Source organism: Desulfosceptrum tomskiensis (assembly GCF_049818055.1).
In the GTDB taxonomy this organism is placed as follows: Bacteria; Bacillota; Desulfotomaculia; order Desulfotomaculales; family JASEER01; genus JBFLVT01.
The window spans coordinates 1,334,255-1,358,248 of the sequence record NZ_CP187479.1 but is presented as its reverse complement, the minus strand read 5'-3'; the positions used below and the strand labels follow the sequence as shown (position 1 = coordinate 1,358,248).

General features: G+C 56.2%; 25 protein-coding genes. 15 read left to right on the top strand and 10 right to left on the bottom strand.

Translation table 11 applies throughout. The annotated features are described in order from the left end of the window. The first annotated feature begins 19 nt into the window (after positions 1-19). Positions 20-562, top strand: coding sequence for a hypothetical protein (locus tag ACPV0M_RS06975; protein WP_425619957.1), 543 nt, complete (start codon positions 20-22; stop codon positions 560-562). Between the two features lie 671 nt (positions 563-1,233). Here the strand turns inward: ACPV0M_RS06975 and ACPV0M_RS06970 are convergent. From ACPV0M_RS06970 to ACPV0M_RS06960, 3 genes are all read right to left on the bottom strand, one after another. Continuing rightward, a complete protein-coding gene (locus tag ACPV0M_RS06970; protein ID WP_425619956.1) occupies positions 1,234-1,803 on the bottom strand; it encodes a DUF5317 domain-containing protein in 570 nt (189 codons plus the stop codon). Further along, entirely contained in the window at positions 1,803-3,113 is a 1,311-nt protein-coding gene (locus ACPV0M_RS06965) for an HD-GYP domain-containing protein (RefSeq protein ID WP_425619955.1), read from the bottom strand. Before ACPV0M_RS06965 ends, ACPV0M_RS06970 begins: the two co-directional genes overlap by 1 nt. 317 nt (positions 3,114-3,430) lie before the next feature. Then, positions 3,431-4,351: a cation diffusion facilitator family transporter gene (locus ACPV0M_RS06960; RefSeq protein WP_425619954.1), complete on the bottom strand. Its 921-nt coding sequence runs from the start codon at positions 4,349-4,351 to the stop codon at positions 3,431-3,433. Between the two features lie 207 nt (positions 4,352-4,558). On the opposite strand from ACPV0M_RS06960, the gene ACPV0M_RS06955 reads away from it, so the two are divergent. After that, positions 4,559-4,738: a hypothetical protein gene (locus tag ACPV0M_RS06955; RefSeq protein WP_425619953.1), complete on the top strand. Its 180-nt coding sequence runs from the start codon at positions 4,559-4,561 to the stop codon at positions 4,736-4,738. Here ACPV0M_RS06955 and ACPV0M_RS06950 read toward each other — a convergent pair. Beyond that, on the bottom strand, positions 4,695-5,057 hold the full coding sequence (locus ACPV0M_RS06950; RefSeq protein ID WP_425619952.1) for a hypothetical protein: 363 nt from the start codon (positions 5,055-5,057) through the stop codon (positions 4,695-4,697). The two genes, ACPV0M_RS06955 and ACPV0M_RS06950, sit on opposite strands and share 44 nt — an antisense overlap. 217 nt (positions 5,058-5,274) lie before the next feature. Between ACPV0M_RS06950 and ACPV0M_RS06945 the strand changes: the two genes are divergently transcribed. Together ACPV0M_RS06945 and ACPV0M_RS06940 are read left to right on the top strand one after the other, a co-directional pair. Then, on the top strand, positions 5,275-5,697 hold the full coding sequence (locus ACPV0M_RS06945) for an RrF2 family transcriptional regulator (protein WP_425619951.1): 423 nt from the start codon (positions 5,275-5,277) through the stop codon (positions 5,695-5,697). A gap of 195 nt (positions 5,698-5,892) precedes the next feature. Further along, positions 5,893-6,120 (top strand): hypothetical protein, encoded by a 228-nt coding sequence (locus ACPV0M_RS06940; protein WP_425619950.1) that lies wholly within the window; start codon positions 5,893-5,895, stop codon positions 6,118-6,120. An 85-nt stretch (positions 6,121-6,205) separates the two neighbouring features. Here the strand turns inward: ACPV0M_RS06940 and ACPV0M_RS06935 are convergent, their stop codons facing one another. The 4 genes from ACPV0M_RS06935 to ACPV0M_RS06920 form a co-directional block, all read right to left on the bottom strand. After that, positions 6,206-7,321 carry an HD-GYP domain-containing protein gene (locus ACPV0M_RS06935; RefSeq protein ID WP_425619949.1) on the bottom strand — a complete coding sequence of 372 codons (1,116 nt, stop codon included), beginning with the start codon at positions 7,319-7,321 and terminating at the stop codon, positions 6,206-6,208. Between the two features lie 174 nt (positions 7,322-7,495). Next, the gene (locus tag ACPV0M_RS06930; protein WP_425619948.1) at positions 7,496-7,783 is read right to left on the bottom strand and encodes a hypothetical protein; all 288 of its coding nucleotides are present in this window, start codon (positions 7,781-7,783) and stop codon (positions 7,496-7,498) included. A 124-nt stretch (positions 7,784-7,907) separates the two neighbouring features. Next, a complete protein-coding gene (locus ACPV0M_RS06925) occupies positions 7,908-9,224 on the bottom strand; it encodes a purine/pyrimidine permease (RefSeq protein ID WP_425619947.1) in 1,317 nt (438 codons plus the stop codon). A 94-nt stretch (positions 9,225-9,318) separates the two neighbouring features. Beyond that, complete coding sequence (locus tag ACPV0M_RS06920; RefSeq protein ID WP_425619946.1) at positions 9,319-9,687, bottom strand: DUF2512 family protein; 369 nt, start codon at positions 9,685-9,687, stop codon at positions 9,319-9,321. Between the two features lie 156 nt (positions 9,688-9,843). On the opposite strand from ACPV0M_RS06920, the gene ACPV0M_RS06915 reads away from it, so the two are divergent. From ACPV0M_RS06915 to ACPV0M_RS06890, 6 genes are all read left to right on the top strand, one after another. After that, positions 9,844-11,022: an LL-diaminopimelate aminotransferase gene (locus ACPV0M_RS06915; protein ID WP_425619945.1), complete on the top strand. Its 1,179-nt coding sequence runs from the start codon at positions 9,844-9,846 to the stop codon at positions 11,020-11,022. 30 nt (positions 11,023-11,052) lie between these two features. Then, complete coding sequence (locus tag ACPV0M_RS06910) at positions 11,053-12,075, top strand: DUF2325 domain-containing protein (protein ID WP_425619944.1); 1,023 nt, start codon at positions 11,053-11,055, stop codon at positions 12,073-12,075. A gap of 225 nt (positions 12,076-12,300) precedes the next feature. Then, positions 12,301-12,474 carry a hypothetical protein gene (locus ACPV0M_RS06905; RefSeq protein ID WP_425619943.1) on the top strand — a complete coding sequence of 58 codons (174 nt, stop codon included), beginning with the start codon at positions 12,301-12,303 and terminating at the stop codon, positions 12,472-12,474. Between the two features lie 69 nt (positions 12,475-12,543). After that, a complete protein-coding gene (locus ACPV0M_RS06900; RefSeq protein ID WP_425619942.1) occupies positions 12,544-12,768 on the top strand; it encodes a FeoA family protein in 225 nt (74 codons plus the stop codon). A gap of 17 nt (positions 12,769-12,785) precedes the next feature. Beyond that, positions 12,786-14,765 (top strand): ferrous iron transport protein B, encoded by a 1,980-nt coding sequence (gene feoB, locus ACPV0M_RS06895; protein ID WP_425619941.1) that lies wholly within the window; start codon positions 12,786-12,788, stop codon positions 14,763-14,765. Between the two features lie 352 nt (positions 14,766-15,117). After that, entirely contained in the window at positions 15,118-15,591 is a 474-nt protein-coding gene (locus ACPV0M_RS06890) for a metal-dependent transcriptional regulator (protein ID WP_425619940.1), read from the top strand. 13 nt (positions 15,592-15,604) lie between these two features. Here the strand turns inward: ACPV0M_RS06890 and ACPV0M_RS06885 are convergent, their stop codons facing one another. Together ACPV0M_RS06885 and ACPV0M_RS06880 are read right to left on the bottom strand one after the other, a co-directional pair. Then, on the bottom strand, positions 15,605-16,942 hold the full coding sequence (locus tag ACPV0M_RS06885; protein WP_425619939.1) for a two-component system sensor histidine kinase NtrB: 1,338 nt from the start codon (positions 16,940-16,942) through the stop codon (positions 15,605-15,607). A 183-nt stretch (positions 16,943-17,125) separates the two neighbouring features. After that, on the bottom strand, positions 17,126-17,665 hold the full coding sequence (locus ACPV0M_RS06880) for a GerMN domain-containing protein (RefSeq protein WP_425619938.1): 540 nt from the start codon (positions 17,663-17,665) through the stop codon (positions 17,126-17,128). Positions 17,666-17,945: 280 nt separating this feature from the next. On the opposite strand from ACPV0M_RS06880, the gene ACPV0M_RS06875 reads away from it, so the two are divergent. The 5 genes from ACPV0M_RS06875 (at position 17,946) to ACPV0M_RS06855 (ending at position 23,934) form a co-directional block, all read left to right on the top strand. Beyond that, positions 17,946-18,962, top strand: coding sequence for an HlyD family secretion protein (locus ACPV0M_RS06875; RefSeq protein WP_425619937.1), 1,017 nt, complete (start codon positions 17,946-17,948; stop codon positions 18,960-18,962). A gap of 27 nt (positions 18,963-18,989) precedes the next feature. Continuing rightward, a complete protein-coding gene (locus ACPV0M_RS06870) occupies positions 18,990-19,736 on the top strand; it encodes an ABC transporter ATP-binding protein (RefSeq protein WP_425619936.1) in 747 nt (248 codons plus the stop codon). Then, on the top strand, positions 19,684-20,856 hold the full coding sequence (locus ACPV0M_RS06865) for an ABC transporter permease (protein ID WP_425619935.1): 1,173 nt from the start codon (positions 19,684-19,686) through the stop codon (positions 20,854-20,856). The genes ACPV0M_RS06870 and ACPV0M_RS06865 overlap by 53 nt, the downstream gene beginning before the upstream one ends. 19 nt (positions 20,857-20,875) lie before the next feature. After that, entirely contained in the window at positions 20,876-21,463 is a 588-nt protein-coding gene (locus tag ACPV0M_RS06860) for a TetR/AcrR family transcriptional regulator (protein WP_425619934.1), read from the top strand. 146 nt (positions 21,464-21,609) lie between these two features. Then, positions 21,610-23,934 carry a stalk domain-containing protein gene (locus ACPV0M_RS06855; protein WP_425619933.1) on the top strand — a complete coding sequence of 775 codons (2,325 nt, stop codon included), beginning with the start codon at positions 21,610-21,612 and terminating at the stop codon, positions 23,932-23,934. The last annotated feature ends 60 nt before the right edge of the window (positions 23,935-23,994 follow it).

Sequence of the window (23,994 nt, the reverse complement as noted above, 5' to 3'; positions counted from 1 at the left end):
GGGAGGGTCCGCGTTTTCATTGGCTGACATTATCGCTAAATCGCCTTACAGACTGCTGGCTGAATTAAAAGAAGGCATGATTTGCGCCATCAAGGTCTTTCCCGACCGTAATCTACCCGAAACGACCCTGTTAATTAAGGCTCCCGCCGCAATGGTTCAGACCTGGCGCAAGGCTCCGGAGGAACAACTGCCCCTCAATTTCCGCTGGGAAATCGAGGACTTGCCCAGCCATCCCATTTTACGGCTGATTGTCAACGTTAACAATTCTCGCTATCCCTTTGCCGGGGAGGTGTTCTTTAACGTTTCCGATCCGACAGCCGTTAAGGCGCTGACGCTCCTTAAAGATCAGGACCGGATGGTGGTGGAGTTTTTCAGCAGCCAGGGGAGCACGGGTTTTCGACAGGTTTATCCCTGGCGCGCATTGATTCGACGGGAAACAAGGAAGGTGATGCGCTGGGCCGCCCAGCGGCTGGCGTGCATCCCTGAAGCAGCGCGGAGCTACAGCGAGGCGAAGGAGCAGCTTGACCGCGAAAGGCTGGAAGAGCGAAAAATGATGCATTGAAAATAAAAGAGCACCCTTGTCTTTAAAGGGTGCTCACGACTGGTTAAGACAAAACTCTAATTGGTTTAGCCCCAACGGTAAGAAGCAGTGGCGGCGACGACAAGGGCAAGTGCGACAACCCAAAGCGGCAGAGCAGAAATCCAGCGAATCATTGATAACCCTCCTTGTATTAATTGTTTTTGAGAAACCTTGTGATGTTTTAAATTTTTCGACACAAAATAATAAATTTTTTAGCTTGAGGTCTAAAGTTTTTTAATTATGTGTCGATAATATTTAATTTGACTTTGTTTTTTAGATTCCTGCTGTTGAGGGTAAAATCTTCATAAAAAAATGTTATAATTTAACTTATAAGCTAAGCTAAGCTAAGCTATAAGAACAAAGAAGATACCCCCATCAAGTGATGGGGGTATCTTCTTTAACAGATCGTTATTTAACGCAAACCAAAAACGTAGTCTTTAACCCCAACGGTAGCTGGCGCTGCTGGCAATTATTAGAGCAAAGGTGAGAATCCATAAAGGAATACAAGCAAACCAGAGCATATGATACCCCTCCTTATCTCTTGGCTCCAGCAATACTGCATCTGGATTTGGGTGGGCGAACTTGCTTATATTCACATTATAAATTTATATCGCCAAATACTGAAGAAACTTTAGTCCCAAAGATTGTTTTGTTTAGAAATAAAACCGCCGGTGTCTCGGGACGAATAGCTGCTGGACCAATATAAAGGCACCAATGCCGATGACAACGTCGCCGACACTGAAGACATTGGCTAGAGGAATTTGTGCCGGCAGATAAAAGATGTCGGCGAGGTAGGGCAAGGGTGTGGAGCCGGTTAAGAGGACGGAGTTACGGTAGGGTTCGCCGCCGGCGATGATATTGACGACAGCAGGTTCCGCAACCTGGCGGAGACTTTCGAGTTTTACAGGCATGTATCCTTTGTTGGCGGTAATGACGAGAAGGTTGGAAAGGGTGCCGAGGCCGATAACGGCGATGCTTGCGATTTTACGGTTAAGCAAGGTAAAGACCACAATGATTGCATAGGTGGCGGTGTTCAGGACCGGCGTGAGTCCCAGTTTGGCAAAGTAACCCTCGGCGAACGGGGTGAAGATCAGAATCTGGATGGAGATGGCCAGCAAGACCAGCCAGCCGTGTCTGAAACGCAGGCGCGGCGTGCTTGCCGGAACTTTCCGCAAGAGCAGGGCGAAAATAACGGATAGGAATACAGCCCAGAGAAGAAACACTAGTCCTGCACTTCCTTTCGAGAAAGCACTCTTATAAAAGAATTAACAACCCCGGGGTCAAATTGAGTGCCTTTATGACGCTCAAGCTCCGCCAAAGCTTGTGCGCGTGACAGGGCTCGACGGTAGGGCCGGTCGGTGGTCATGGCATCATAGGCATCCGCCACGGCCAGGACGCGCGACCCAAGGGGTATAGATTGGCCTTTAAGGCCGGTAGGATACCCTTTTCCGTCATAGCGCTCGTGATGATGAAGGGCGAGCCTGGCGGCCTGCTCGTACATCTTGATCCGGCTAAGCAGGAAGAAGCTTGTCTTGGGATGGGCTTTAACAACGGCAAACTCCTCATCGGTGAGGCGGCCACTCTTAAGTAGGATCGAGTCTGGGATAGAAATTTTCCCCAGGTCGTGCACCCGTCCCGCCATGTAGATCTCTTCTATCTCACGGGCTTTTAAGGCCATTTCTTCGGCAATCATTCGTGCATATTCCGCAACACGCTTGGAATGGCTGGCCGTATATTTGTCGCGTTCGTCAATCGTATCAGATAGAAGTTCGATAGTTTCACGAGCCTGGTTAATGACTACCATATGTTGGGTAAGACTGTTGTGGGTCATCATTAGAGGGAGGGCCAAAAGAATGATAGAAAGAGGGTTTTGCTCATAAAGAAGAACGAGCAGGATCGCTACTGGGGTTAAAGCGGCAAAATGGGAAAGTTGGGCTTTAAAGTGATTGGAGAGAATGTCCCGTAAGCGAAGCTTTGCTGACAGGCTAATTACTGTTGATACAAGGAGCCAGTTAAACATGACGTAGATCGAACAACCTACCAGAATGGCCAGAAAGTCCTGCTCCAGGTTCAAACGCGTAAGTGGGTCGGATTGTTTTAATGTATAAAAGACAAACCCTGTGGCCCAAATGCTTATAGAGTATTGCCCTACGTTAAACAGGAGCTTTTGAAACCCCCGGCGACCTAACAAGTCGATTAAGGCGCTACTAACTGCAGCGACTATAAGGGCAAAAGGAACGCCAAAGTAAATAATGGCGGCGATATGCACAGCAAAGGCGACCGTAATTTCTTGCTCAAGCGCTATTCGTATTATCGACTTGAATTCACCAAAGAAAGTTATAATGCTCCAGATTAGCAGCTGAATAGCAAGGGCACGTGTGAGATCTGTAGATATACCTGGCCCAATATTAAAAAGTATACCCCATCCCACCAATACCACGGACCATAAATAAAGGTGGAACAAGTATTGGTTAGGAACAAGTGGTTGTTTGTGTAAGAAGGACGGGGATTGCCTTTTTCTTACAGTTTGCATGGCCGCTCCAGGAATTGGACTCATAGTCAGTGCCCAAGGAACGATCTGGATTTGCTACCAGTATAGCGCCCTACGGGAAAGGAAACAAGAAAAATGTCGAGAAACAAAATTAAGATTCTCTAAAGAAATATCGGTAAGCTGACACCAACTCTTTATGATGTACTAATTTATGGCTTTTGGAATTTTGATCTTTATTGGCGTTTTTGCAAAAGCCCTGGGACAATTGTCCTAATTTCATAATACTTTGGTTTTAGTGAAAATAAAACATAAGTCCCAAGCGAGGCGTTATCACCGGCTGAATCGACTGACATCCCGGCCTATTTGTCGGGACACTGGTCGCAGTTGTCGCAGTGTTTGTCGCAAGGCTCGATGTGGATGAGCATTTCGGTGCGCGGCAGCCGTTTTTCAATAGCTTCTTCAATGCGGTCGCACAGGCTGTGCACATCCTGCAGGGGGCGGTTGGCGGGGGCGACGAGGTGCAAGTCAATGAAGCGGTAGGGGCCGGCCTTCCGGGTCCGCAGATCGTGGAACTCAAGGTATTCCGAGTCGAACTGTAATAAAACGTTCTTGATAACCTTGAGGTCTTCCTCGGGCAGCTTAGCGTCAAGGATGCTGTGCATCGAATTTCTGAGCAGGTCAATACCGGCCTTGATAATCACCACTGCAATGACGATAGCGATGGCGGGGTCGAGAATCGTCAATCCGGTAAACCTAATGGCGAGGAGCCCTGCGAATACGCCCAGTGAGGTGTAAACGTCGGTCCGGAGGTGCCAGGCGTCGCCGGCCAGTGCTGGGGAATCGGTCTCTCTGGCCGTTTTGAACAGCAACTGGGAGACAACGAGATTTACTACCGCTGAAACAGCCATAACGGAGGCCCCAAGGTCCAGAGCGTGGATTTCGTGCGGTCGAAAAAACTTGGGGACTGCCTGAATAATGATCGCCGCGGCCGCAGCCAGGATGAGCAGGGCCTCGGTGATAGCGGCGACATTCTCATATTTCCCGTGACCGAACTGATGCCGTTCGTCGGCCGGCTGTCCTGATTTCCAGACGGCGAAGTAGGCGATCAGCGCGGCAACAAGGTCGAGACCAGAGTGCAGGGCTTCGGAAAGGATGCTCACCGAGTTCGTGGACAGCCCGACGCCGAGTTTTCCGACGGTCAAGAGAGTGTTCGATACCACAGAGAGCCTGGCAATGCGGATCTTCTTATCCAGGGTGACCAACCCCCCTAGAAGGGCCACCAACAGTCTCCGAGATGCCCCGTAAGCATATGCTGCTATCTACTAGTTAATGACGGCAACACGGTAAGTATACCAAAGACAAATAATTAGCGGAAGATGGAGAGGCTTGCTGGAAGCATAAGAAAAGCATTTCGGGCCAAAGACTTGCAGGCTAGTTATAAAATAAGGCATGATGGGAATGTACGGCTAGCCGGAGGGGGAACGCGGATGAATATTTTACGCATAGTGTCCAGCCTGTTGTTTATCGTTGCGGCGGCGCTTATTTACTTCAGCGAATGGCCCCGGGATTTGAGGATGATTCTCGTCGTTTTCTTCGGGGTAATGGCCGTGACCAATATCGCCCTTATTTTTTTAATGAAGAAGCTCTCCGATATGCTGCGTAAGTAGGTTGGTGCGGTGATACCAGCGGTTTGACGGTTTCAATCATTCCGGCCGCGACGCCCGGAATCCACAGGAATAGCAGCAGCAAAAGCACCTTAATCAGGATCAGCGGCCGCTCGTCATTTACCCGTCTGCGGCCGGAAGGCGCCAGGATTTTGTTCAGCGGCTGGTGAAAGAGCACCAAAGCCCAGTAGGCTCCAAAAAGATACAAACCGAGGACGGCTGCGGCCTTCAAGCCCCAGAAGACGCCCACCAGGAAACCGCCCAAAAGCAAAAGAACCCCGTTGCCTCCCTCGCGGGTTAAACATACGGTTTTCCTGTGCACTGACTCCGACCCTCCTTTGCTGTTTCTTTAATTATAGCGCAAGCAGCTGCGGTCAAACAGAGATTTTCCCGTTTCCTGTCGAAGTCATGTCACATCCCATTATTACACTATCTGCACGCGGTTTCCTTTGTCTCAAGACTTATCCTTTGACGGTTTTTGATTTTGCGTGTTAGAATTATTAGTAAGCTTATAAGGATTATGCTATTGGGGTGGCGGAATGAGACTGACAACCCGTGTCAGGTACGGGGCCCGGGCACTGGTTGATATTGCGCAATACAGTGACAGGGGACCTGTTCCTTTGAGAGACATCGCGGGGAGACAGGGACTTTCCCAGGCATACCTGGAACAGTTGATTCTGACCTTGAAGGCTGCGGGTCTGGTGCGCAGTGTCCGTGGTTCGCGCGGCGGTTTTGTGCTGGCTAAAGATGCCACTCAGGTTACCATGGCACAGGTTGTTGAGGTCCTGGGCGGGGAACTGAATATCGCCGATTGTGTATCCTGCCCCGAGTCCTGCAAACGCGCCGGGCAATGTGCCATGCGCCCGGTATGGGAGGGTGTGAACAGAGCGATATACGACGTGCTTGTCGGGACCACGCTGGCAGACCTGGTTTCCCGAGCGCGGAAGCCCGGGTTTGATTAGCGGTTCTTTGGCTTGCGGCCACGACGGAGATTTTGTGAAAACAATGGACAACCCCGTTGCAAAAGGTAGAATTTTTGCAAGTAATGATTATAACGCCGCTTCGGGAAAGGGGGGGCAACCTTGGAAGGGCACCTCATTCTTGCGTCAGCTGTATTGAAAGAAGTAATACGCGATATTCGGAAAGGGCCTGGTGGCATGAACAGGTCTCACTTCCTGTCGGCTTTGGGATTCCTGCGCTCGCCGCTGTTTGCATCGATTTGCGAGGGGCTCGGTATGGATCCCGTCGTCGCGAAGGCCAAGATCCTTAGCCAAGTGTCGACCAAGCCCAGGAGCTTTAGGAGCATCAGGAACATCAGGAACAAAAAGCGTTGGCAGCCCCGTCGCGAGTGGACCGTCGTCCGGAGAAAGGCAGCCAACCAGTAGCAGGTCTTATAAGGCTTGAGCCCGGGGTGCTGGGAACCCGGGCTCTTTTTTTTGCCGATAAATGGATGAATCCTGCCGCGTCCGGTTATTGTCTGAGCATGTCTCGCAGCTGTTTAATCTCGGGTTCGGAGAGGACCTCCTTGACAACCACCCCCCGTTTTTCAACCAGAGATATTTCGTACGGTTGCGTCGGGCCGCCGTCACTGCCTAAAAGTATGCGCACGTTCGGGTGGCGGCCAAAACCCCGCGGGGTGTCGATCACGATGCCGACTTCGCCGGTATTCAAAAGAACGAGTGTGCCGCTTGGATAGGCGGCGATATTTTTTAGAAAGGCGTCGACGATATTAGACTCGAAAAGGTCGCTTCCCGAAGATGCGATGAATTCGTAAGCCTCGTGGATGGGGTGCGCTTTCCGGTAACTGCGGTCGGACGTCAGCGCGTCAAAGGTATCGCACACCGAGGTAACGGCCGCCAGGAGGTGAATCTGGTCTCCCTTCAGACCTTCCGGGTAGCCCTGGCCGTTCCAACGCTCGTGATGCTGGAGCGCGATCAGGGACGCCATGCTGCTGATCCCTTTCGACTGGCGCAATAACTTGTAACCCAGTGTGGTGTGCTCTTTGACATGGTTGAACTCTTCATCCGTAAGGGGCCCGGGCTTGTTCAGGATGGCGGGGTCCACCAGGACTTTACCGATATCGTGAAGGAGCGCGCCCAATCCCAGGTGAAAAAGGACCTTGCGGTCCATCTGCAGGGTTATGCCGGTCATAACGGCCAGCACGCAGACGTTGACCGAATGGAAAAAGGTATAGTCATTGAGCATGCGGATATCGGCGAGGTTTACCACGAGGTCCTTGGATTCAAAAAGCTCGTCGATGATTTCGAGTACCGAGTTCGCCATTTCCTCCCCGATAAGGAGAGTGCGGCCGACCCCCTCCCGCTGTACCGTTGCTTCCTGCATGAGGTTGTGGATACGGTTGACGGCTTTATAACGTGTTTCGTCCCGGATCACGTCAGAGACTTCGATGTCTGCGGACAGCCCGTCGTCTATGTACAGGGCGACGATGCTAAAGTCCCGCAGCCGGCTGATGACGCGGCTGGTTAGCACGGTGCCGGCGTTGATCAGCATCTGGCCGTCGGCACTGTAAACAGCCCGTCCTACTTTCATCCCGGGTTCGAGGAGGGTAACCGGTACCCTGCGCAAGACTAGCCCTCCATTACTAAGGTATTCCCAGCGTTTTTTCGACACGGAAATCCAATATCCCTTTCGGAGAGCGCAGGGATAAGCATAAGAGAAAGGCAAAAAACAAAAGGCTGTCGACTTGGCAACAGCCCAATCACTTACCGGTTGCCTGATCAAGAATTTTGCCGGGGATCTTTACAGCAGCTTTGGACGCCTGTTGTGGAGGATATACTGCGGCTTTTGCGTTAGCGCTCGCCAGCGCCTGCGCTCGACCAGTTTAATGCCGGCAAGTACAAAAACAACCCCGCAGAAGGCGGCAAGCGTTATCCACGAGGCGGGGTTCAGGGTCGCAGCCCACCCTGATAACGTCTTGCCCGCTGCCGCCAGGTAAGGAAGCAGGTGGAAACGGTTCTCCAGGACCGCGCCGCCGAGAAACGTCCCCAGGCCAACCCAGAACAACAGCCAGGCTCTGGTCTGCAGCAATGTCTTATCCTCCCCCTGCTATTACTAACCATATTTTACCATCGCGTTTCGGCGATAGTAAGGGGGGAAAAACCAGGATTTGCCAGATATATAATCGAAGATTGGCCCCGGCGCGGCGGGCGGCTTACTTGCCAAAGCGGCGGAAGACAAGCTGTTCCAGGATAATGGCGAACACGACCCCCAGGATGAGCCCGTTGGAGGCGAAAACACGTATGGGAGCCGGAAGGGGTGTTAGTGTTTCCTGGGGCAGGAACATGACGCCGACCCCCAGCATCAGTGACAGTCCCACAGTGGTAAGATTCGCTTCCGAAAGCCCCGCCTGCTGGTAATCGCGCAGGCCGAAGGCAACCATTCTCGAAAAGGCGGTAACCAGGACGGCATAGCCGACGGGGGCGGGAAGCGCAGCCAGGAATGCTCCGAGCGCGGGGACCGTGCCGAGCAGCAGGAGGGCCGCGGCGGCGATAAGGAAGGGGAGACGCGAGGCAATCCTCGTCACCGAGATAAAGCCGGCGGATATGGAAAGCGGCACCAGTCCCACGCCTGCGAAAAAGCCCGAGAACAGGTGGGAGACCCCCGTCAGCAGTCCTCCCCGGTTGAAGGTCAGATCGGGGGTCTGGGATTGCGCGGCCTTACTGGTGACTTCAATGCTGGCGATAAGGTTGATCAGCAGAATCGCCGCCGTTACAAGGGCCGTTAGAGCGATACCCGTATCGGGTACAGGCGCTCCCCATGCCAGAGGCCGGGGGAGAGAGAACGCAGGCAGGGATGCGGCCGGGACGGGCTTCGCTAAACCGAAAAGCGCAAAAGCTCCCCAACCGGTAATGATGCCGATAAGGATGGAGAAATTGCTGAAAAGACCGCGGGTAAAAACGGCAAGGTAGAATACCCAGGCCGCGAGGACTATGGATATGACGGCGACTCTGAAATCGACGGCCGGGTTCAGGTAGCCGATGCCCAGGATCCCTTCGGCGAACGGTTTGCTTAGCTGGAGGGTCAGCAAGATCATATACGTTCCGGTAACCAACGGGGTGAAGACGCGGCGGATGCGGGAAACCAGGCCGGAGGCGCCGAGGACAAGCAGGAAAGCCCCTGCCGCCAAGAGTCCGAATTCCAGCCCCGCCAACACCTCGGCGTGGCTTTTCCCGATGCCGGGCCCGATCGAAGCCATAACGAGAAAGACGGCCCACCACATGCCGGCCGGCCCTTCGACGATGGGCAGGCGGTGCCCGACGGTCGCCTGCAGCAGCGAGGCGCTTCCAACAAGGACCAGCGTGCGCTGGAGAAGGCCGGTTGCCTCGGTTCCTGACAGGTTGAAGGCATGGGCGACGGTCACGGGGACGACGATGGAACTGGCCGCAATCACGGCAATCCACTGGACGGTTGCGAGCACGGTCACCGCCGCCGGCGGGCGCCGATCGAGGCTGTAAAAGGGAGGCTGCAAGGGCGGTTACCTCGCTTTCCGGTTTATAATCATCTTATAGTCAGTTGATTGGATTCAATAGACAATTTAACACCGCCGGCGTTAAAACACCAGTTCAATTAATAATTTGCGGGGGATGCACCAGTCCGGTCCGGTGCAGGTAGCTGTGGAAGAACCACTCGGCGACGGCCAGGGAAGCGGAAGCGGTAAGAATGGCCGTGCTCTGGATGCCGAACCCCACCAGAACAAGCTGGGTGGCCCAGAGCGTAATACCGATGAGCGCCGCGTCAATTACGGTAGCTATGACGTTGCCGAAGGAAGGAAAAACCCAGAGGTCGCCGATAACGTAGGCGATGCCTGTGACGATAAGGGCGGTCAACAGCGTGTTGAACAGGGAGAGGCCGAACCAGAGATTAAAAATGCCGCCCACGATGATTAAGGTAAAGGCCAGTTTGATTAAAACAGCCCGGGTGTGAATAGCCAATCCCCCCGTATTTTTTTGAGTATCCCACTGCCAGCCCATGCTTATGCTAGTGCCGGGAGGAAAGCGATGCAGGCCTGTTGAAAAATACCTCTTAAACTAATTAAAGACAGGCTGTTTGAGGTGCGATGTCCGAAAGATGAAACAGGGGGGTGCTTTGTGGAAACGGCAAGGCGTATTCGACATCTCGATACGGCGATATTCAGCGAAATGGACGACCTCGGGCGTGAGCTCAAGGCCAAGGGCATGGAAGTAATCAATCTCAGTGTGGGCAGCCCGGACCGCCATCCGGCGCCGCATGTCGTTCAGGCGTTGAAAGACGCCCTGGACGAGCCCGGCATCTTCCGGTACCCCTTAACCGAAGGAATGCCGGAGTTCAAAGCCGCGGTCGCCGACTGGTATTACGAACGTTTCGGGGTGCAACTGGACTGCACGCGCGAAGTCCTTACGCTGATGGGCTCGCAGGACGGCCTGGGCCACATCTACCTGGCCCTTGTCAACCCCGGCGACGTGGTGCTCGTGCCCGATCCGGGCTATCCCATTTACAGCGCCGGGGTACTGTTGGCCGAGGGCCGCATCGAGCGCATGCCGCTCACCGCGGAGAACAGCTTCTTACCCGACCTAGCTGCTATTCCTTCGGAAGTCGCCCGCAAGGCCAAGATAATGGTTCTAAACTACCCCAACAACCCCGTGGCCGCTGTCGCCGATAAGGATTTTTTCGCCGGGGTGGTGGCTTTTGCCAGGGCCAATGACATCGTCGTCTGTCATGATGTGGCTTATTCAGAGCTGGCTTACGACGGTTATCGCCCGCCCAGTTTTCTAGAGGTCGAAGGGGCGAAGGATGTGGGCATAGAGTTTCACTCTCTTTCCAAGACCTACAACCTCGCCGGCTGCCGCTTGGGCTTCGCCGTAGGCAATGCCGCTGTCCTGGATGCCTTGCGGATTGTAAAATCAAATATCGACTACGGGGTCTTCAAGGCGGTCCAGAAAGCCGGAATCGCCGCCTTGCGCGGTCCCCAGGAGCACGTTAAGGAAACGGCGCTCATCTACCAGCGCCGGCGCGACATCCTCGTCGACGGGCTGGAAAGATACGGGTGGAAGATCCCCAAACCGCGCGCGTCGATGTTCCTGTGGGCGCCTTTGCCGCAGGGGTGGGGCACGTCGCGGGAATTTGCTTTTGCGTTGGCCCGCGCCGCCGGGGTGCTGGTCGTCCCGGGAGTGGCCTTCGGTGCTCGCGGCGAAGGCTACGTGCGTATCGCCATGGTCGGCGGCGAGGCCCAATTGCAGGCGGCGGTGGAAAGGATGGGACGGTTTTTGCATGGAAAGACACTTCATTAAAAGCAGCTTAAAGCAGCGAGGAGGCAGCCGATGTCCGAAGGTGCTTTGAAAACAACTATGGCCCTTCTGGCCAAAGCCAGAAAAAGAATATATGCCGAACTACGGGACGATCTTCCGGTCGAGCGGCAGCGCGAACTGCTCGATCAGGCCCACGATCTTTTGCTGGCCGAAGAAATCTTGAACAGATGCGCCCCGGAGTTGACCGGCGATACTACGTTTGCACCCAAATCCTCCGATGCGGACAAGGGGGAGTGGGACCACGTGGGGGAGTTCACCCGCCTGGTGCGGGGCGGGGTGATCAATGAGGGCAAAGCCGGGAGGGAGATCTTCGTTCCCGAGTCCGTTGTACGCGCCGAGGGGATCGAACACGGCGACATCGTGGGCGCGCGCGACAAGGGCAGCAACGAAAAGGGGACCCCGCAGTACTTTTTCCAGGTCCTGGAGCGCCGCGGACTGGGCCACGCCTCCGGGCGCACCGGCTTCGTTGCCGTGCTGGAGATGCGGGGGGGCGTCTGGGGAGCGTACAACGAAGACGAGGAAATGTTCATCAGCGTCCCCGACAACGACATCCAGGCTTTTGATTTGGAAGAGGGCGACCTCGTGGAGATCGCCTACGAAAAGGGCCATCCGGCCAAGGCCCGCGTGGCCTGGAAGTATGATGCTTCCGAGGCTTTTATCGAGTTGCACGAGCGCCAGCGGGTCAAGAAAAAGCGGGAGCGCGCGAAAGATGAACCCGACGCGCTGTTGCTGGACGGCAAACGCGTTCTCGTCGTCGGCGCCGATGCTTACAAGGAGTCGTTCAAGCGGCTGTTCGAGCGCCTGGGCGCCGAGTTCAGCTGGGAGTCGGGTTTCATGGTGGGCAGGTTTTTAGAGTCCAAGGTCAACCGCGCCGACATCGTGGTCATCGTTACCGAGGCCATGAAACACAAGATGCCCGACGTGGAGGATGTCTGCAAACGCCTGGGCAGACCTTACGTCTACGCGCCGTCGCGCGGGGCGACGGGAGCTGTGCGCGAGGTGCTTAGAAAGCTGGACCTTCTGGATGAAGAATGAAACCAGTCGTCGGCGTTGCCAGTATTTGGGGGATTCGCACACAGCGAATCCCCCTTTAAGTTTTAAGGCCGTTGGCAAAAACCTACTTGACACGCGGCAGTTAGCCATCTTTAATACAGTTAGATTCACCTAAGTTAATTGATCGGTATCACCGTCCGCTTTTCACTACTTTCCTCGTAAACGATGATCACGACCGCTTGAGGGAAAGGCAGGGGAGGTGAATGGATGTCCATTCTGATTGTGGGCGGAGACAGGCTGGGTAACATTGTGCGCAACCTTCATCAAATCGGCTTCCGCGACATCCGGCACATCAGCGGGCGCAAGAAGGCTCACAGTCCGAGGCCCCTTTCACAAGTTTCTTTTCTTGCGGTAAAACAACTCTTGACAACCGGCAGTTAGTGTTATCAAATGAAATTAGGCAAGACTAACTTATTTAGGTAAACCATACTTTACAGGAGGTGCTCCACGGTGAAACTTGATCGCGCCAAGAAAGGTTCCGTCTTACGCATTCTCAGTATCCCGGACCCGCTTCTCCGGGCCCAGGCCATTCGCTTCGGCATCAGCGAAGGTGAGAGTGTAACCTGCGCCGAGGTGATCCCTTCGGGGCCGATCATCATCAGCAAGAACCACCAGGAGATCGCCCTCGGCCGGGAGTTAGCCCGCGAAATCGAGGTTGAAGTGAAAGCCAACTAGGGAGTGAGATAGAGGAAATGGTACACCATCACAACATTCAAAAAGAGCTGAACCTGCCGCCCGGGGCGAGAAAGGTTGTTTTAGCCGGCAATCCCAACGCCGGCAAGTCGGTCTTTTTCAATGCCCTGACCGGGCTTTACGTCGATGTTTCCAACTACCCCGGCACCACCCTGGAGATCTCCCATGGCCGGATGGGCGAGGACGCGATTATCGATACGCCCGGCGTATACGGCATCTCGTCGTTCAGTGACGAGGAACGTATCGCCCGCGACATCATCCTTGCGGCCGACGTCGTCATCAACGTCGTCAACGCCGTCTACCTGGAGCGGGACCTTTTCTTGACCCAGCAAATCATCGACACCGGCGTCCCGGTCGTTGTCGCCCTGAATATGATCGACGAAGCGGAAAATAACGGATTAAGCATCGATGTTCCCCGTTTGGCCGAAGAACTGGGTGTTCCGGTGGTGCCTACGATCGCCGTGCGCCGCCGGGGACTGGCCGAACTCAAGGCCGCCCTGGCCGAGGCGTGCCCGGGCCGTCCCACGCCTGACGTGTTAAGAATGCTCAAGTCGCTTGTAAACCGCGTGGGCAACCAGGGTGACGCCCTCCTGATCGCCGAGGGAGACGTTTTTGTCGCCCAGCGCCACGGCGTGGAGCCGGGGGAACGGCAGGAGGAGATCTACACCCTGCGCCGCCGCAGGGTCAACGAGATCGTCGGCGCTGTCGTAACCGAGGGCACGCGCAGGAACGCCTTTAGCCGTCTCCTGGGGCTGTGGATGATCCGTCCCCTTACCGGCATCCCCATCCTTCTGGCGGCCCTCTGGGTGATGTACAAGGTGATCGGGCAGTTTGTGGCCGGGACGGTCGTGGGCTGGACCGAGGAAGGCATTATGCTTGGCTATTACGAACCCGCGGTGCGGAACCTGGTGGCCAGGTTCGTCGACCTCAAGTCCCTGGCCGGAGAGTTCCTTGTCGGCGAGTTCGGCCTGTTGACCATGACCGTTACCTACGTCCTGGGCCTTTTAATGCCGTTGGTTGCCTCCTTCTACTTTTTCCTTTCGCTTTTTGAGGATTCAGGCTACCTTCCGCGCATCGCCACGCTGGTCGACCGCCTGCTGACCAAAATCGGGCTTAACGGCCGGGCGATCATTCCCCTGATCCTGGGCTTCGGCTGCGTAACCATGGCTACCATCGTCACCAGGCTGCTTGGTTCGGCGCGTGAGCGCAAGATCGCCATCGTCTTGCTGGCCCTGGCCGTCCCCTGCTCGGCGCAGCTGGCCGTCATCGGGGGCATGCTGGCCGGGTTGGGCGGCGTCTACATGCTGTTCTGGGCCGTTACGATAATGGCTGTCTTTATCATGGCCGGCACCCTGCTGCAGGCCATCCTGCCGGGTAAGTCGACCAGCCTGCTGATTGACCTGCCACCCCTACGGCTGCCGAGGATGGGCAACGTCCTAAAAAAGACAACGACGAGGTCGTTTCAGTTCCTGAAAGAGGCTACCCCGCTGTTTGCCCTGGGGGCCGCGTTGATTACGCTTTTCCAGGCTTCGGGCCTCCTGGGCGTCATCCAGCAGGGACTGGCGCCGCTGACCGTGGGCTGGCTGAACCTGCCCGGGGAAGCCGCCAACGCTTTCGTGATGGGCATCGTCCGCCGGGACTTCGGCGCCGCGGGCCTGTACGAGATGGCGCTGACGCCGGTGCAGACGGTGACGGCCCTGATCACCATCACGCTTTTTGTGCCCTGCATCGCATCCATCCTGGTGATCTTCAAGGAACTGAGCAAGAAAGAAGCGGCCCTGATATGGCTAGGCACTTGGGGTATTGCCTTCACCGTGGGCGGGGTTGCTGCCAGGGTTACCGAGTCGGCAGGAGGGGTCAACCCGCTGGCGACAGGCCTCGTGGTCGGCGTCTTGTTCCTGGCCGGCACGGCTGTATTGGCGGTTATAAAGGGTTTGCGGAAGCTGGACCGGCCGGTGTCCGTTCCGCTTGAAAGGTGATGTGATAATGAGACAGCAGCCTTTGACCATATTGGAGCAAAACAAGGTTTTACACTGCAAGTATTGCGGGCTGACCGTGAGCGATCCTTTGACGCTGCGCTGCCCGCGCTGCTGGCACCAATTGGTGAAAACCGAAGCCTGCGATGGTGACTGCCGGCGCTGCCATAAGGAAGTCGGATGCCGGAGGTCGGAAGTCTGACTGTGAATAGAACCGTCAAATTAGGTGGATCACTGGTAAGATTGACCTTAACGGAGGTATGATAGAGGTATGATATTGGATATAAGCCGTAGGAAGTCGGACGCTTATCCAACACCTAACACCAACATCCGAGTCACCGGAGGTGATTCGTTTATGACCGGCTATTCACAAGCGGTAGAGGACTATCTGGAAGTCCTCTACGTAATCAGCATGGCACAGAAGGTGGCCCGCGTAAAGGACGTGGCTCAAGCGATGGGCGTCACGATGCCATCCGTCGTGGCCGCCGTCAAATCAATGACGGAAAAGGGCCTGGTCACTCAGGAAAAATACGGTTACATTGAGTTGACGCCCAAAGGCCGCGCTGCGGCCCAGGATATTTACCACCGCCACCAGGTTTTACTCGCTTTCTTCCAGGACGTCCTCGCCCTGGACCCCGCCACCGCCGAACAGGATGCCTGCCGTGTGGAACACCACCTCTCCCCGCAAGCCCGGGAACGGCTTCTGCAATTCGTCGAGTTCATCCGTGACTGTCCCCAGGGCCGGCCGGAGTTTCTCGAGAGATTTATGGCCTTCGTTAAAACCGGCGGGCGTGAACTGTGCACCGGCTGCTGCCGAAAAGAAGAGTGAACGAGGCGGATGATCAGCCGTCGATACAGGGGAGCCAAAAAGTGAAGACGGTGCCCCGGCTGCTGCTTGAGAAATTAAGGCGCCCGTTATGGGCGTTGATGATGCGCTGGCAGATGGAAAGCCCCAGGCCCGTACCTTCATCTTTGGTGGTAAAGAAAGGGTTAAAGATTCTATTCTCGATTTCGGGGGCAATCCCGGGCCCGTTATCAGTTATCGAGAGATAAACGCCCTTATTAGCCACCCCGGTGTGGATGATGACCTCCCCGCCCGGCCCGGCGGCGGCCAAGGCGTTGTTCAACAGGTTCAGGAAGACCTGCCGGAGTTGGTCCCGGTCGCCCAGCACGTCGGGTACGGACTCAGCCAGCCTGACAGCCAGGTTGACGTCGCGCATGATCGCTTCGTTTTGGGCGAGGCTCATCGTGCTCCTGACCAGTTCGGAAAGGTTGACCGGAATCGCCTGGGACACCTGCGGTTTGGCCAGGGTCAAAAAGTCCGTAATCAGCTTGTTGATGCGGTCGACTTCGCCGATAATGACCTCCATGTACGGCTTGACTCCCTGAAGAGGCGCCTCCCCGTCTTTCTCCAACACCAGCTGGGCAAAACCCCTGATGCCGACGAGAGGGTTCCTGATTTCGTGCGCCACACCGGCGGCCATCTCGCCCACCACGCTCAGCGTGCTGGCCCTGGCCAACTCGTCCTCGTACTGCCGCCTATCGGTAACGTCGTTAATAACCACAATCTTGCCGCCGTCGTCCATTGCGCTTAAGGAAGTCTGACTGAACAGCAGGTAGCGGCCGTTGATGTTCAGTTCGAAGTTGCTGCTTGTGTTCCCGATGAGTTCCGGTGCGGCGATGCCCGCTCTTGCCCAGAGTTCCTGCTCGTCCATTCCCAGGGCCTGTGCCGCCCGCATTCCCAGTATCCGCTCGGCGGCGGGGTTGAAAACATGGACCTTCCCCGCTTTGTCGGTACAAACGACACCCAGGCCGAGCAACTCGAGCAGCCGGTCCGTCCGGGCGCGGTCCGGTCCCGTGTTGTGCCTGGCGTTGCGGGTCAGCCACGGGACGTCCCGTTCAGGAATGTCGCCCGGGAGGCGCGAAGGTTTGTGGTCCGGGGCCTGACCGAGGGCAAGACGCCGGTTGTGCTCCGCAACCTGTTTCGTGACCCATCCCGCGGCGGCGGTCACGCCAAAGAAGAAAAGACAGTTCAGGGCAGCCAGTACCTTGAAGCCATTGCAGGAACCGCCTGTGGCGCAGCTAAGCCCGTAAACGGCGGCGGACATAACGAGACAGTATTTGAGGGCATTGAATATTAGTGTCTTTGACGGCTTAAGATAATCTGCTCCTTGTAGCACTTGTTTACCTCACTTCCGGTAGGGAAAACAATGGGTAGGAGTATCCCTCCATTGCTGCCATTATATGTTTCAAAATTCGACATCATGGAACGATTTCCTCTCTTTTGCAGACGTTTATAGTAAAGGCTGGTAAAAAATTAAAGAGCTCGGTGCACGGACCGGGCTCTAACCGCTGGCGTTGCTCTATTTTTCCACGAGATCCCAGTTGGGGCCTATCGGTTCGGCGGTGGAGGCGTGTCCCAGGATTGTTTCCAGCTTTTCGCCTTCCACCAGGAATTGGACCTTTTTAATGCCGTTGATGCCGTCGAGCGAGTTGGTTACCGAGCCGATCGTCATTATCTCTCCGGTGGATCCGCCCCAGTGCTTGGTCTGGAGTTCCTTGGAGAAGTCCACGTAGGCGACTCCGTCAACGACCGATACCGAAATGAGCCTGGTCTCGGCGGGGATGGTGGGCAGGTGTCCTTTTTCGGCCGGGCCCTTGATGAGCTCCTTGACGATGATTTCTTCAAGGGGTTCGTTGATACGTGTAACTTCGCGTTTCTCCGGCACCAGGTACATCGCCTGGCTGTCCGAGAAGTACAGGGTGACCGTTTCCTTTTGCTCGCTGCCGGTGTCAGGCTTAGCCGGGGTCGTTTGATTTTTGCCGCAACCGGCGGAAACAAGGGCCGCCAGCAGCAGGATGCTCAAAAACAGGATCAACCATCTCTTTTTGTGCGGATTCATTGGCATCCCTCCCTGCAAACCATTCTATCACCTTTAGTAATCTCTTTAGCCCTGTTTTTACAACAAGAACAGGGAAACAAAAATACAATTTGACTCTTAGGCCCAAAAACCTTGCTATCGTGCAAGATGGATTGCCCAGCGGGTTATCCGGAGCGTAACGGGTTCCAATCACCCTGGATTCCGGGAATAGATGATGGCGTTAAACGGGCCGGCGCTGTATAGTGTTACTAAGTAAACTATTTCAGTAGATTTAGTTTACCACCGCAGGGGAGGGGTTGGCTTGACCAGGCGCTGGACGGTTGTATTTGCTGTAGCTTTGTTGGTCTTCGCAGTTGCCGGCTGCATCAAAGAAAGGGGCGGCTTGCTGACGGCCACCGGGACGATCGAAGCCGAGGAGATCCGGGTTCTGGCCGAGGTCGGCGGCACTCTGAAGGAGCTTAAAGTCTCCGAGGGGGACACCGTTAAAGCCGGCCAGGAGGTGGCCCGCCTCGAAAGTGATGTCCTGCAAACCCAGCTCGCCCAGGCGCATGCCGGCTTCGATGCGGCTCAGGCGACGTTGAACGAGGTCACGGCTGGCAGCCGGGCTCAGGAAATCGCCGCCGCGGAGCAGGAAGCGGCTCGCCTGAAGGCTCTGGCGAAAGGTGCAGCAGAGGATCTGGCCCTGCAAGAAGGCACGCTGGCCAGGTACGAGCAGCTTTACGCCAGCGGTGCTGTTACCGAGCACGAACTGAATGTGCAGAAGGCGCTGACTGAGAAGGCCAGAGCCCAGAACGAAGCGGCCCAGGCGGCTTATAAGGCGTCGACGGCCCGCCTCGGCATGCTGCGCGAGGGCGCCCGCAAGGAGGCGCTTGACCGCGCCGCCGCCCAGGTTAAGGGTTCACAGGCGGGTGTTGATCTTGCCAAAAGCTACCTTGAGAAAACGATCTTGAAGGCCCCGGTTGGGGGGATGGTTATCGGCACCAACTTTGAACCCGGAGAGGTTGTGCGGCAGGGCGCCGAAGTGATCACCCTGCTTAACATGCAAAAGCTTTGGCTGGGCACCTACGTGCCGGAAAACCGCTTAGGAGAGGTTCAGGTGGGGCAGAGGGTCGAGGTTACGGTAGACAGCTTCCCGGACAAAGTCTTCGCCGGCAGGGTCACTTTTATCAGTCCCCGGGCCGAGTTTACGCCGAGGAACGTGCAGACCAAGGAGGACCGGGTGCGACTCGTCTTTAAAGTCAAGATCTTTCTGGAAAACGGGCAGGGCCTGCTGAAGCCTGGTATGCCTGCGGACGTCACCTTTATTAAAGAAAAATAGGTTGCCCCGGGGAGGGGGGTTCGGCAATTGAATGCTGCTATTGAGACACGCAACCTGAGCAAGAGTTTCGGTTCGCTGGAGGCTGTCAAAGACCTGACAATAACGATTCCTGCGGGAAAAATATTCGGGCTTCTCGGTCCCAACGGTTCGGGGAAGTCGACCACCATCCGCATGCTATGCGGCATTATGCGGCCGTCGGCAGGGAGCGGCACGGTGCTGGGCTACGACATCGCCCGGGAGCCGGAGATGATCAAGCAGAACATCGGCTATATGAGCCAGAGGTTCAGCCTTTACGAGGACCTGACGGTAGAAGAGAATATGCAGTTCTTTGGCCGGATCTACGGCTTGAGCCGGGATCAGGTGCGGGAAAGGCTTTTGGTTTTGAAAAAGGAAATGCAGCTGGACGTTCGCGAGCGGCAGCTTGTAGGGACGCTCTCCGGAGGCTGGAAGCAGCGGGTTGCCCTGGCCAACGCCTTCGTACACCAGCCCAGGCTGCTGATCCTTGACGAGCCGACGGCAGGGGTGGACCCTGTTTCTCGCCGCCTCTTCTGGGACATCCTCGACCGGCTGTCCTCCCAGGGGATCAGCATTTTGGTTACCACTCATTATATGGACGAGGCCGAACGCTGCCATCTGGTCGCCCTAATGTTCCGCGGCCGCCTGCACGCTTTCGGCACCCCGGCTGAATTGATGGAGTCGGCTGAACGAAGCACGCTTGAAGATGTCTTCATTGACATGGTCCGAAAGGGGGAAGACCTGCGTGCGGGCGCATAGACTGGCTGCTATTGTTCGAAAGGAATTCATTCAAATCCGGCGCGACCCGCCCAGCTTGGTGATCTCCCTCGTTATGCCCGTGCTGATGTTGCTGCTCTTTGGCTATGCGGTGACGACCGATGTTAACAACATCTCCCTTGCCGTCCTGGACCAGGATCATCAGCAGCCGGGACGTGAACTGGTCAGCAGGCTGGAGCAGACCGGCTACTTCCAGCCCGTTTGTTATGTTGAAGACTTTGCCGAACTGGAAGGCATGCTTGACGGGGGAAAGGCCAAGGCGGCCCTGATCATCCCGGGGGGATACGCGAAGGGTATTCGCCGGGGTGAGCAGTCCCAGGTGCAGTTTCTCGTTGACGGGTCGGACCCGCTGGTCGCCCGGACAGCACTGTCCGCTGCGGAGATAACGGGGAAAGTCTATTCACAAGAGATGGTCATTAAGCAGGTAAAGGCTGCAGGGGGCCAGGTCCCTGAAGGACCGGGAGTGGACATGCGTACAAGGGCTTACTACAACCCCGGCCTGGAGAGCCTGAAGTTTAATGTCCCTGGATTGATCGGCCTAGTCCTGCAGAACATCACGATCATGCTTACGGCCTTCGCCCTTGTCCGGGAGCGGGAGAGAGGCACCCTTGAACAGCTTATGGTTACGCCTGTGCAGGGGGCGGAACTGATGGTCGGCAAACTGATCCCCTACATCATCATTGCTTTTGCCGACGTGGCCCTGGTACTGGCGGTGGGGACATGGTGGTTTGATGTGCCGATCCGGGGGAATATCTTCTTGCTGCTGGGATTGGCCTTCCTGTTCCTGGTGTTCGCCCTGGGGGTGGGTATCATGTTTTCTACCGTTGCCAAAACCCAGCTGCAGGCCATGCAGATGGCCATGATGTTTATCCTGCCCAGCGTCCTGCTTTCCGGGTTTATTTTCCCGCGGGAGTCGATGCCCGACGTTATCAGGTACTTGGGCTACCTGATCCCGCTGACTTATTTCCTGGAAATCCTGCGCGGGATTATGCTCAAGGGCGTAGGGCTGGCTTTTCTCTGGAAGGATATCATCCCCCTGACCGTTTTCGGCCTGGGGGTCGTGGCCCTTGCTTCCAAGCGCTTCCGCAAGCAGATCGAGTAGCGGGGTGAGACCTTTGGACATGCGTGCCAGAATCATTAACGGAATGGAGGAGCTTGCCCGGCAAAAAGGGTTTTCGGCGGTGACCGTGGATGAACTCGCCGGCCATGTCGGGATATCAAAGCGAACTCTCTACCGTTATTTCAGGAGCAAAGAAGAAATCATCGCTGCGGTCATTGAGGGTCTTACCTCGCGTGTTGGCGAAGCCGTTGAAGGTTTACTGGCGACCCACGAGAATCCAATTCAGAAGCTAAAGGCGCTTGTGCCTATAATCGGGCAAAACGTCGGCCAGTTGGAGCCGGCCTTGAGAGACCTGCAGCGGCATTACCCCCGGTTGTGGGAGAAGATCGAGGGGTTTCGGGCCGGGCGCATCACCTATATGACCAGGTTGCTTGAAGAAGGGATAGCCCAGGGCTGTTTCAGTGTGGCCAATCCCAAGCTCGTTGTGACTGCGCTTATCGCCTCGGTCCGGACTATCCTCAATCCCGAGTTTATCTTTGCCAACGGGCTATCCTTTCAGGAAACGGTCCAAAACCTGCTGGACCTGTTTTTTTACGGTATCGTAACGAGAGAAAAGGAGAATTATGGTCCAGAGCGAGACCCGTCCTAGGACGAGGGATCTTGCTGGATTTCGGATTTAACCCTCGACGTTGAATTTACGTTTTCGACAACACTAGACGTCATTTTCCCGCCCCCGGCGGGATTTTTCTATATTAGAATTAGAATAACTTTTACGCCGGGAGAGGAGTGATGTTTGTGCGAAGGCTAAAGCCAAAACGTAGAATGCTGGTACTCGTCATATGCTTGATGCTGAGCTTGTCGCTCGGCTTAGGTGCAGGTTACGCCGCTGACGGGGATTTCAGCTGTGCCATTCAGGCCATCGACCTGACGACGGTGGCTCCGGGCGGAACGGTCAATGTCGGTTACGCCTGGCAAAACAAACCGGACGGAACCTATACCATCACAATTGAAATCTATGGCCCGGGGGGTTATAGCATTGTTGATTCGGCTGTGCTCCAGGAGGTTAACGGCAGTGGCTCTAAACCGATACCGATCCCTGTAAATGCCCCGGAGGGGTCTTACAACGTGGTTATCTGCCGGGCTAACAGCACCGAAGAGCTGAGCCGTGTAGACAATGCTTTCACAGTTCAGATCCCGCAGGTTACGCTGGACATCAAGTCCCCCTCGTCCGGCAGTCCGGCGAAGGTCGTCGCCGGCCAGTCGGTGAACGTGTCAGTCAAGTATACCTCGTGGACGGCCGCCACCGCGACAATCAAAATTGGCGATATTGCTGAGGGGTCCCTGCCGCTTTCTGTTTCCCAGACAGAGAAGACGGTCTCCACGTCGGTTTCCATTCCTCAGGGGGCATCCAGCGGGACTTACAGTGTCAGTGTTACCGTCGGCAATGTCAGCGACACCGAAACCGCGGCGGTTTCAGTCGTCGACGTAATCGCCGATATCAAATCCCCTACCCGCTCGTCCCCGGCGACCGCCGTTCCCGGCGAGTACCTTGACGTGAGCTTTAACTATGTGGCTGGGGTCAACAAGTCGGTTACGGTCAAGCTCCTCAAAGCCGGCGGCGCTACCGTCGCCAGCGTCTCCACCAGCGTCAGCGCCACCGCGACCACAAAGACGAAAACGGTGCACCTGCTTGTCCCGTCATCCCTTGAAAACGGCAAATACGACCTTGTAGTAATGGACGGTGACTCCGTCCTCGACAAGGAACAGGAAGCGGTCGTCTACGAAGGGGTCGACGTGAGGATTATCGAGCCGACCGAAGCCAAGCCCTGGACGGCCAAACCCGGAGAAACGGTTACGGTGAAATTTGAGTATACCGCCAGGAACGCCGCTACCGTGGACGTGTTCCTGCGGGATGCGGATGGGGACGTCTTGGTCACCAGAGGGGTTTCCCTGTCCAAGACCACGAGCGAGAAGACGATGTCCACCTCGCTGACGCTGCCGTCTTCAACGGCAAACGGCAAGTATGCGCTGGCCGTCAAGGTAAGGGCGTCCGGGGTCGTCCTCGACGAGGAGAAGGATGCTGTGCTCGTCGACAATCTCAGCGTCAACATAACCTCGCCGCTGCAAAGCCGCCCGGCAGGGGTCGTGCCCGGCGGCAAGCTCACGGTCGATTTTGAGTACACGGCCAGTACCTCGGGTTCGGTAACGGTCAAACTGGTGGACTCGGCGGGCAGGACGTACGGCAGTGCCGACAGCTCGCTTGCCAGGACGAGCGCCAAGCGGAGCCAGAGCGTAACGGTCACTGTTTCCTTGCGGATTCCCGGCGGCAGGTACGACGTCGTGGTCGTCAGCAAGACGTCCGGGGCGGCCCTCGATACCGAAGAGGACGCCGTGGTCGTGGAGGGGCTGGAAGTGGAGATCCTGTCGCCCCAGCGTGCCGATGCGGCGAGCCTGAAGCCGGGCGCCACGCTGACGGTGCGCTTCCGCTACACGGCCGACGATACCGCAACACTCCAGTTCAAGGTGCTCAACCAGTCCGGGAGTACGGTCGCTGCCTCCGAGGTGACGTTGAGCAGGTCGACGACCAGCCGGGAACAATCCGTTGCCGTCACCGTCCCGTTCGGGACGGCTGCCGGGAAATATGACGTAGCGGCTGTAAGCAAGAAGACCGGGGCGAACCTGGATGCCGAAAGAGAAGTGCTTACCGTTTTGCCGTCCGATGTCGTGAAGTTCGTCCTCGCTACACCGGGTCGCTGGGTGAACGGGGTCTACGAACCCCTTGACTGTGCTCCGGCCGTTATCCAGAACCGGACGATGCTCCCCATCCGCCACGTCGGCGAGCCGCTCGGTTTGGTCTTCTCCTGGAACCCCGAACAGAAGCTGGTTACCGTGCAGTCGGGCCGTACGGTGATCAGACTATGGATCGGCAAGAGCCGGGCCCAGCTCAGCAGGAACGGGGGACAGACGTGGGTCTCGGTCCCCATCGATTCCGAGAACCCGAACGTCTACCCGGTAACACTTTCGGGCCGGACGATGGTGCCCGTAAGGTTCGTTACGGAAACCCTGGGCGGGCAGGTGCAGTGGGATGCAGCCACCCGGACGGTTACGGTAAGAAGCTGACTTTCTGTTGAGTTCGGGGCGGATGAGGAAGGGTGCCGCGGCTTAACGCGCGGCACCTTT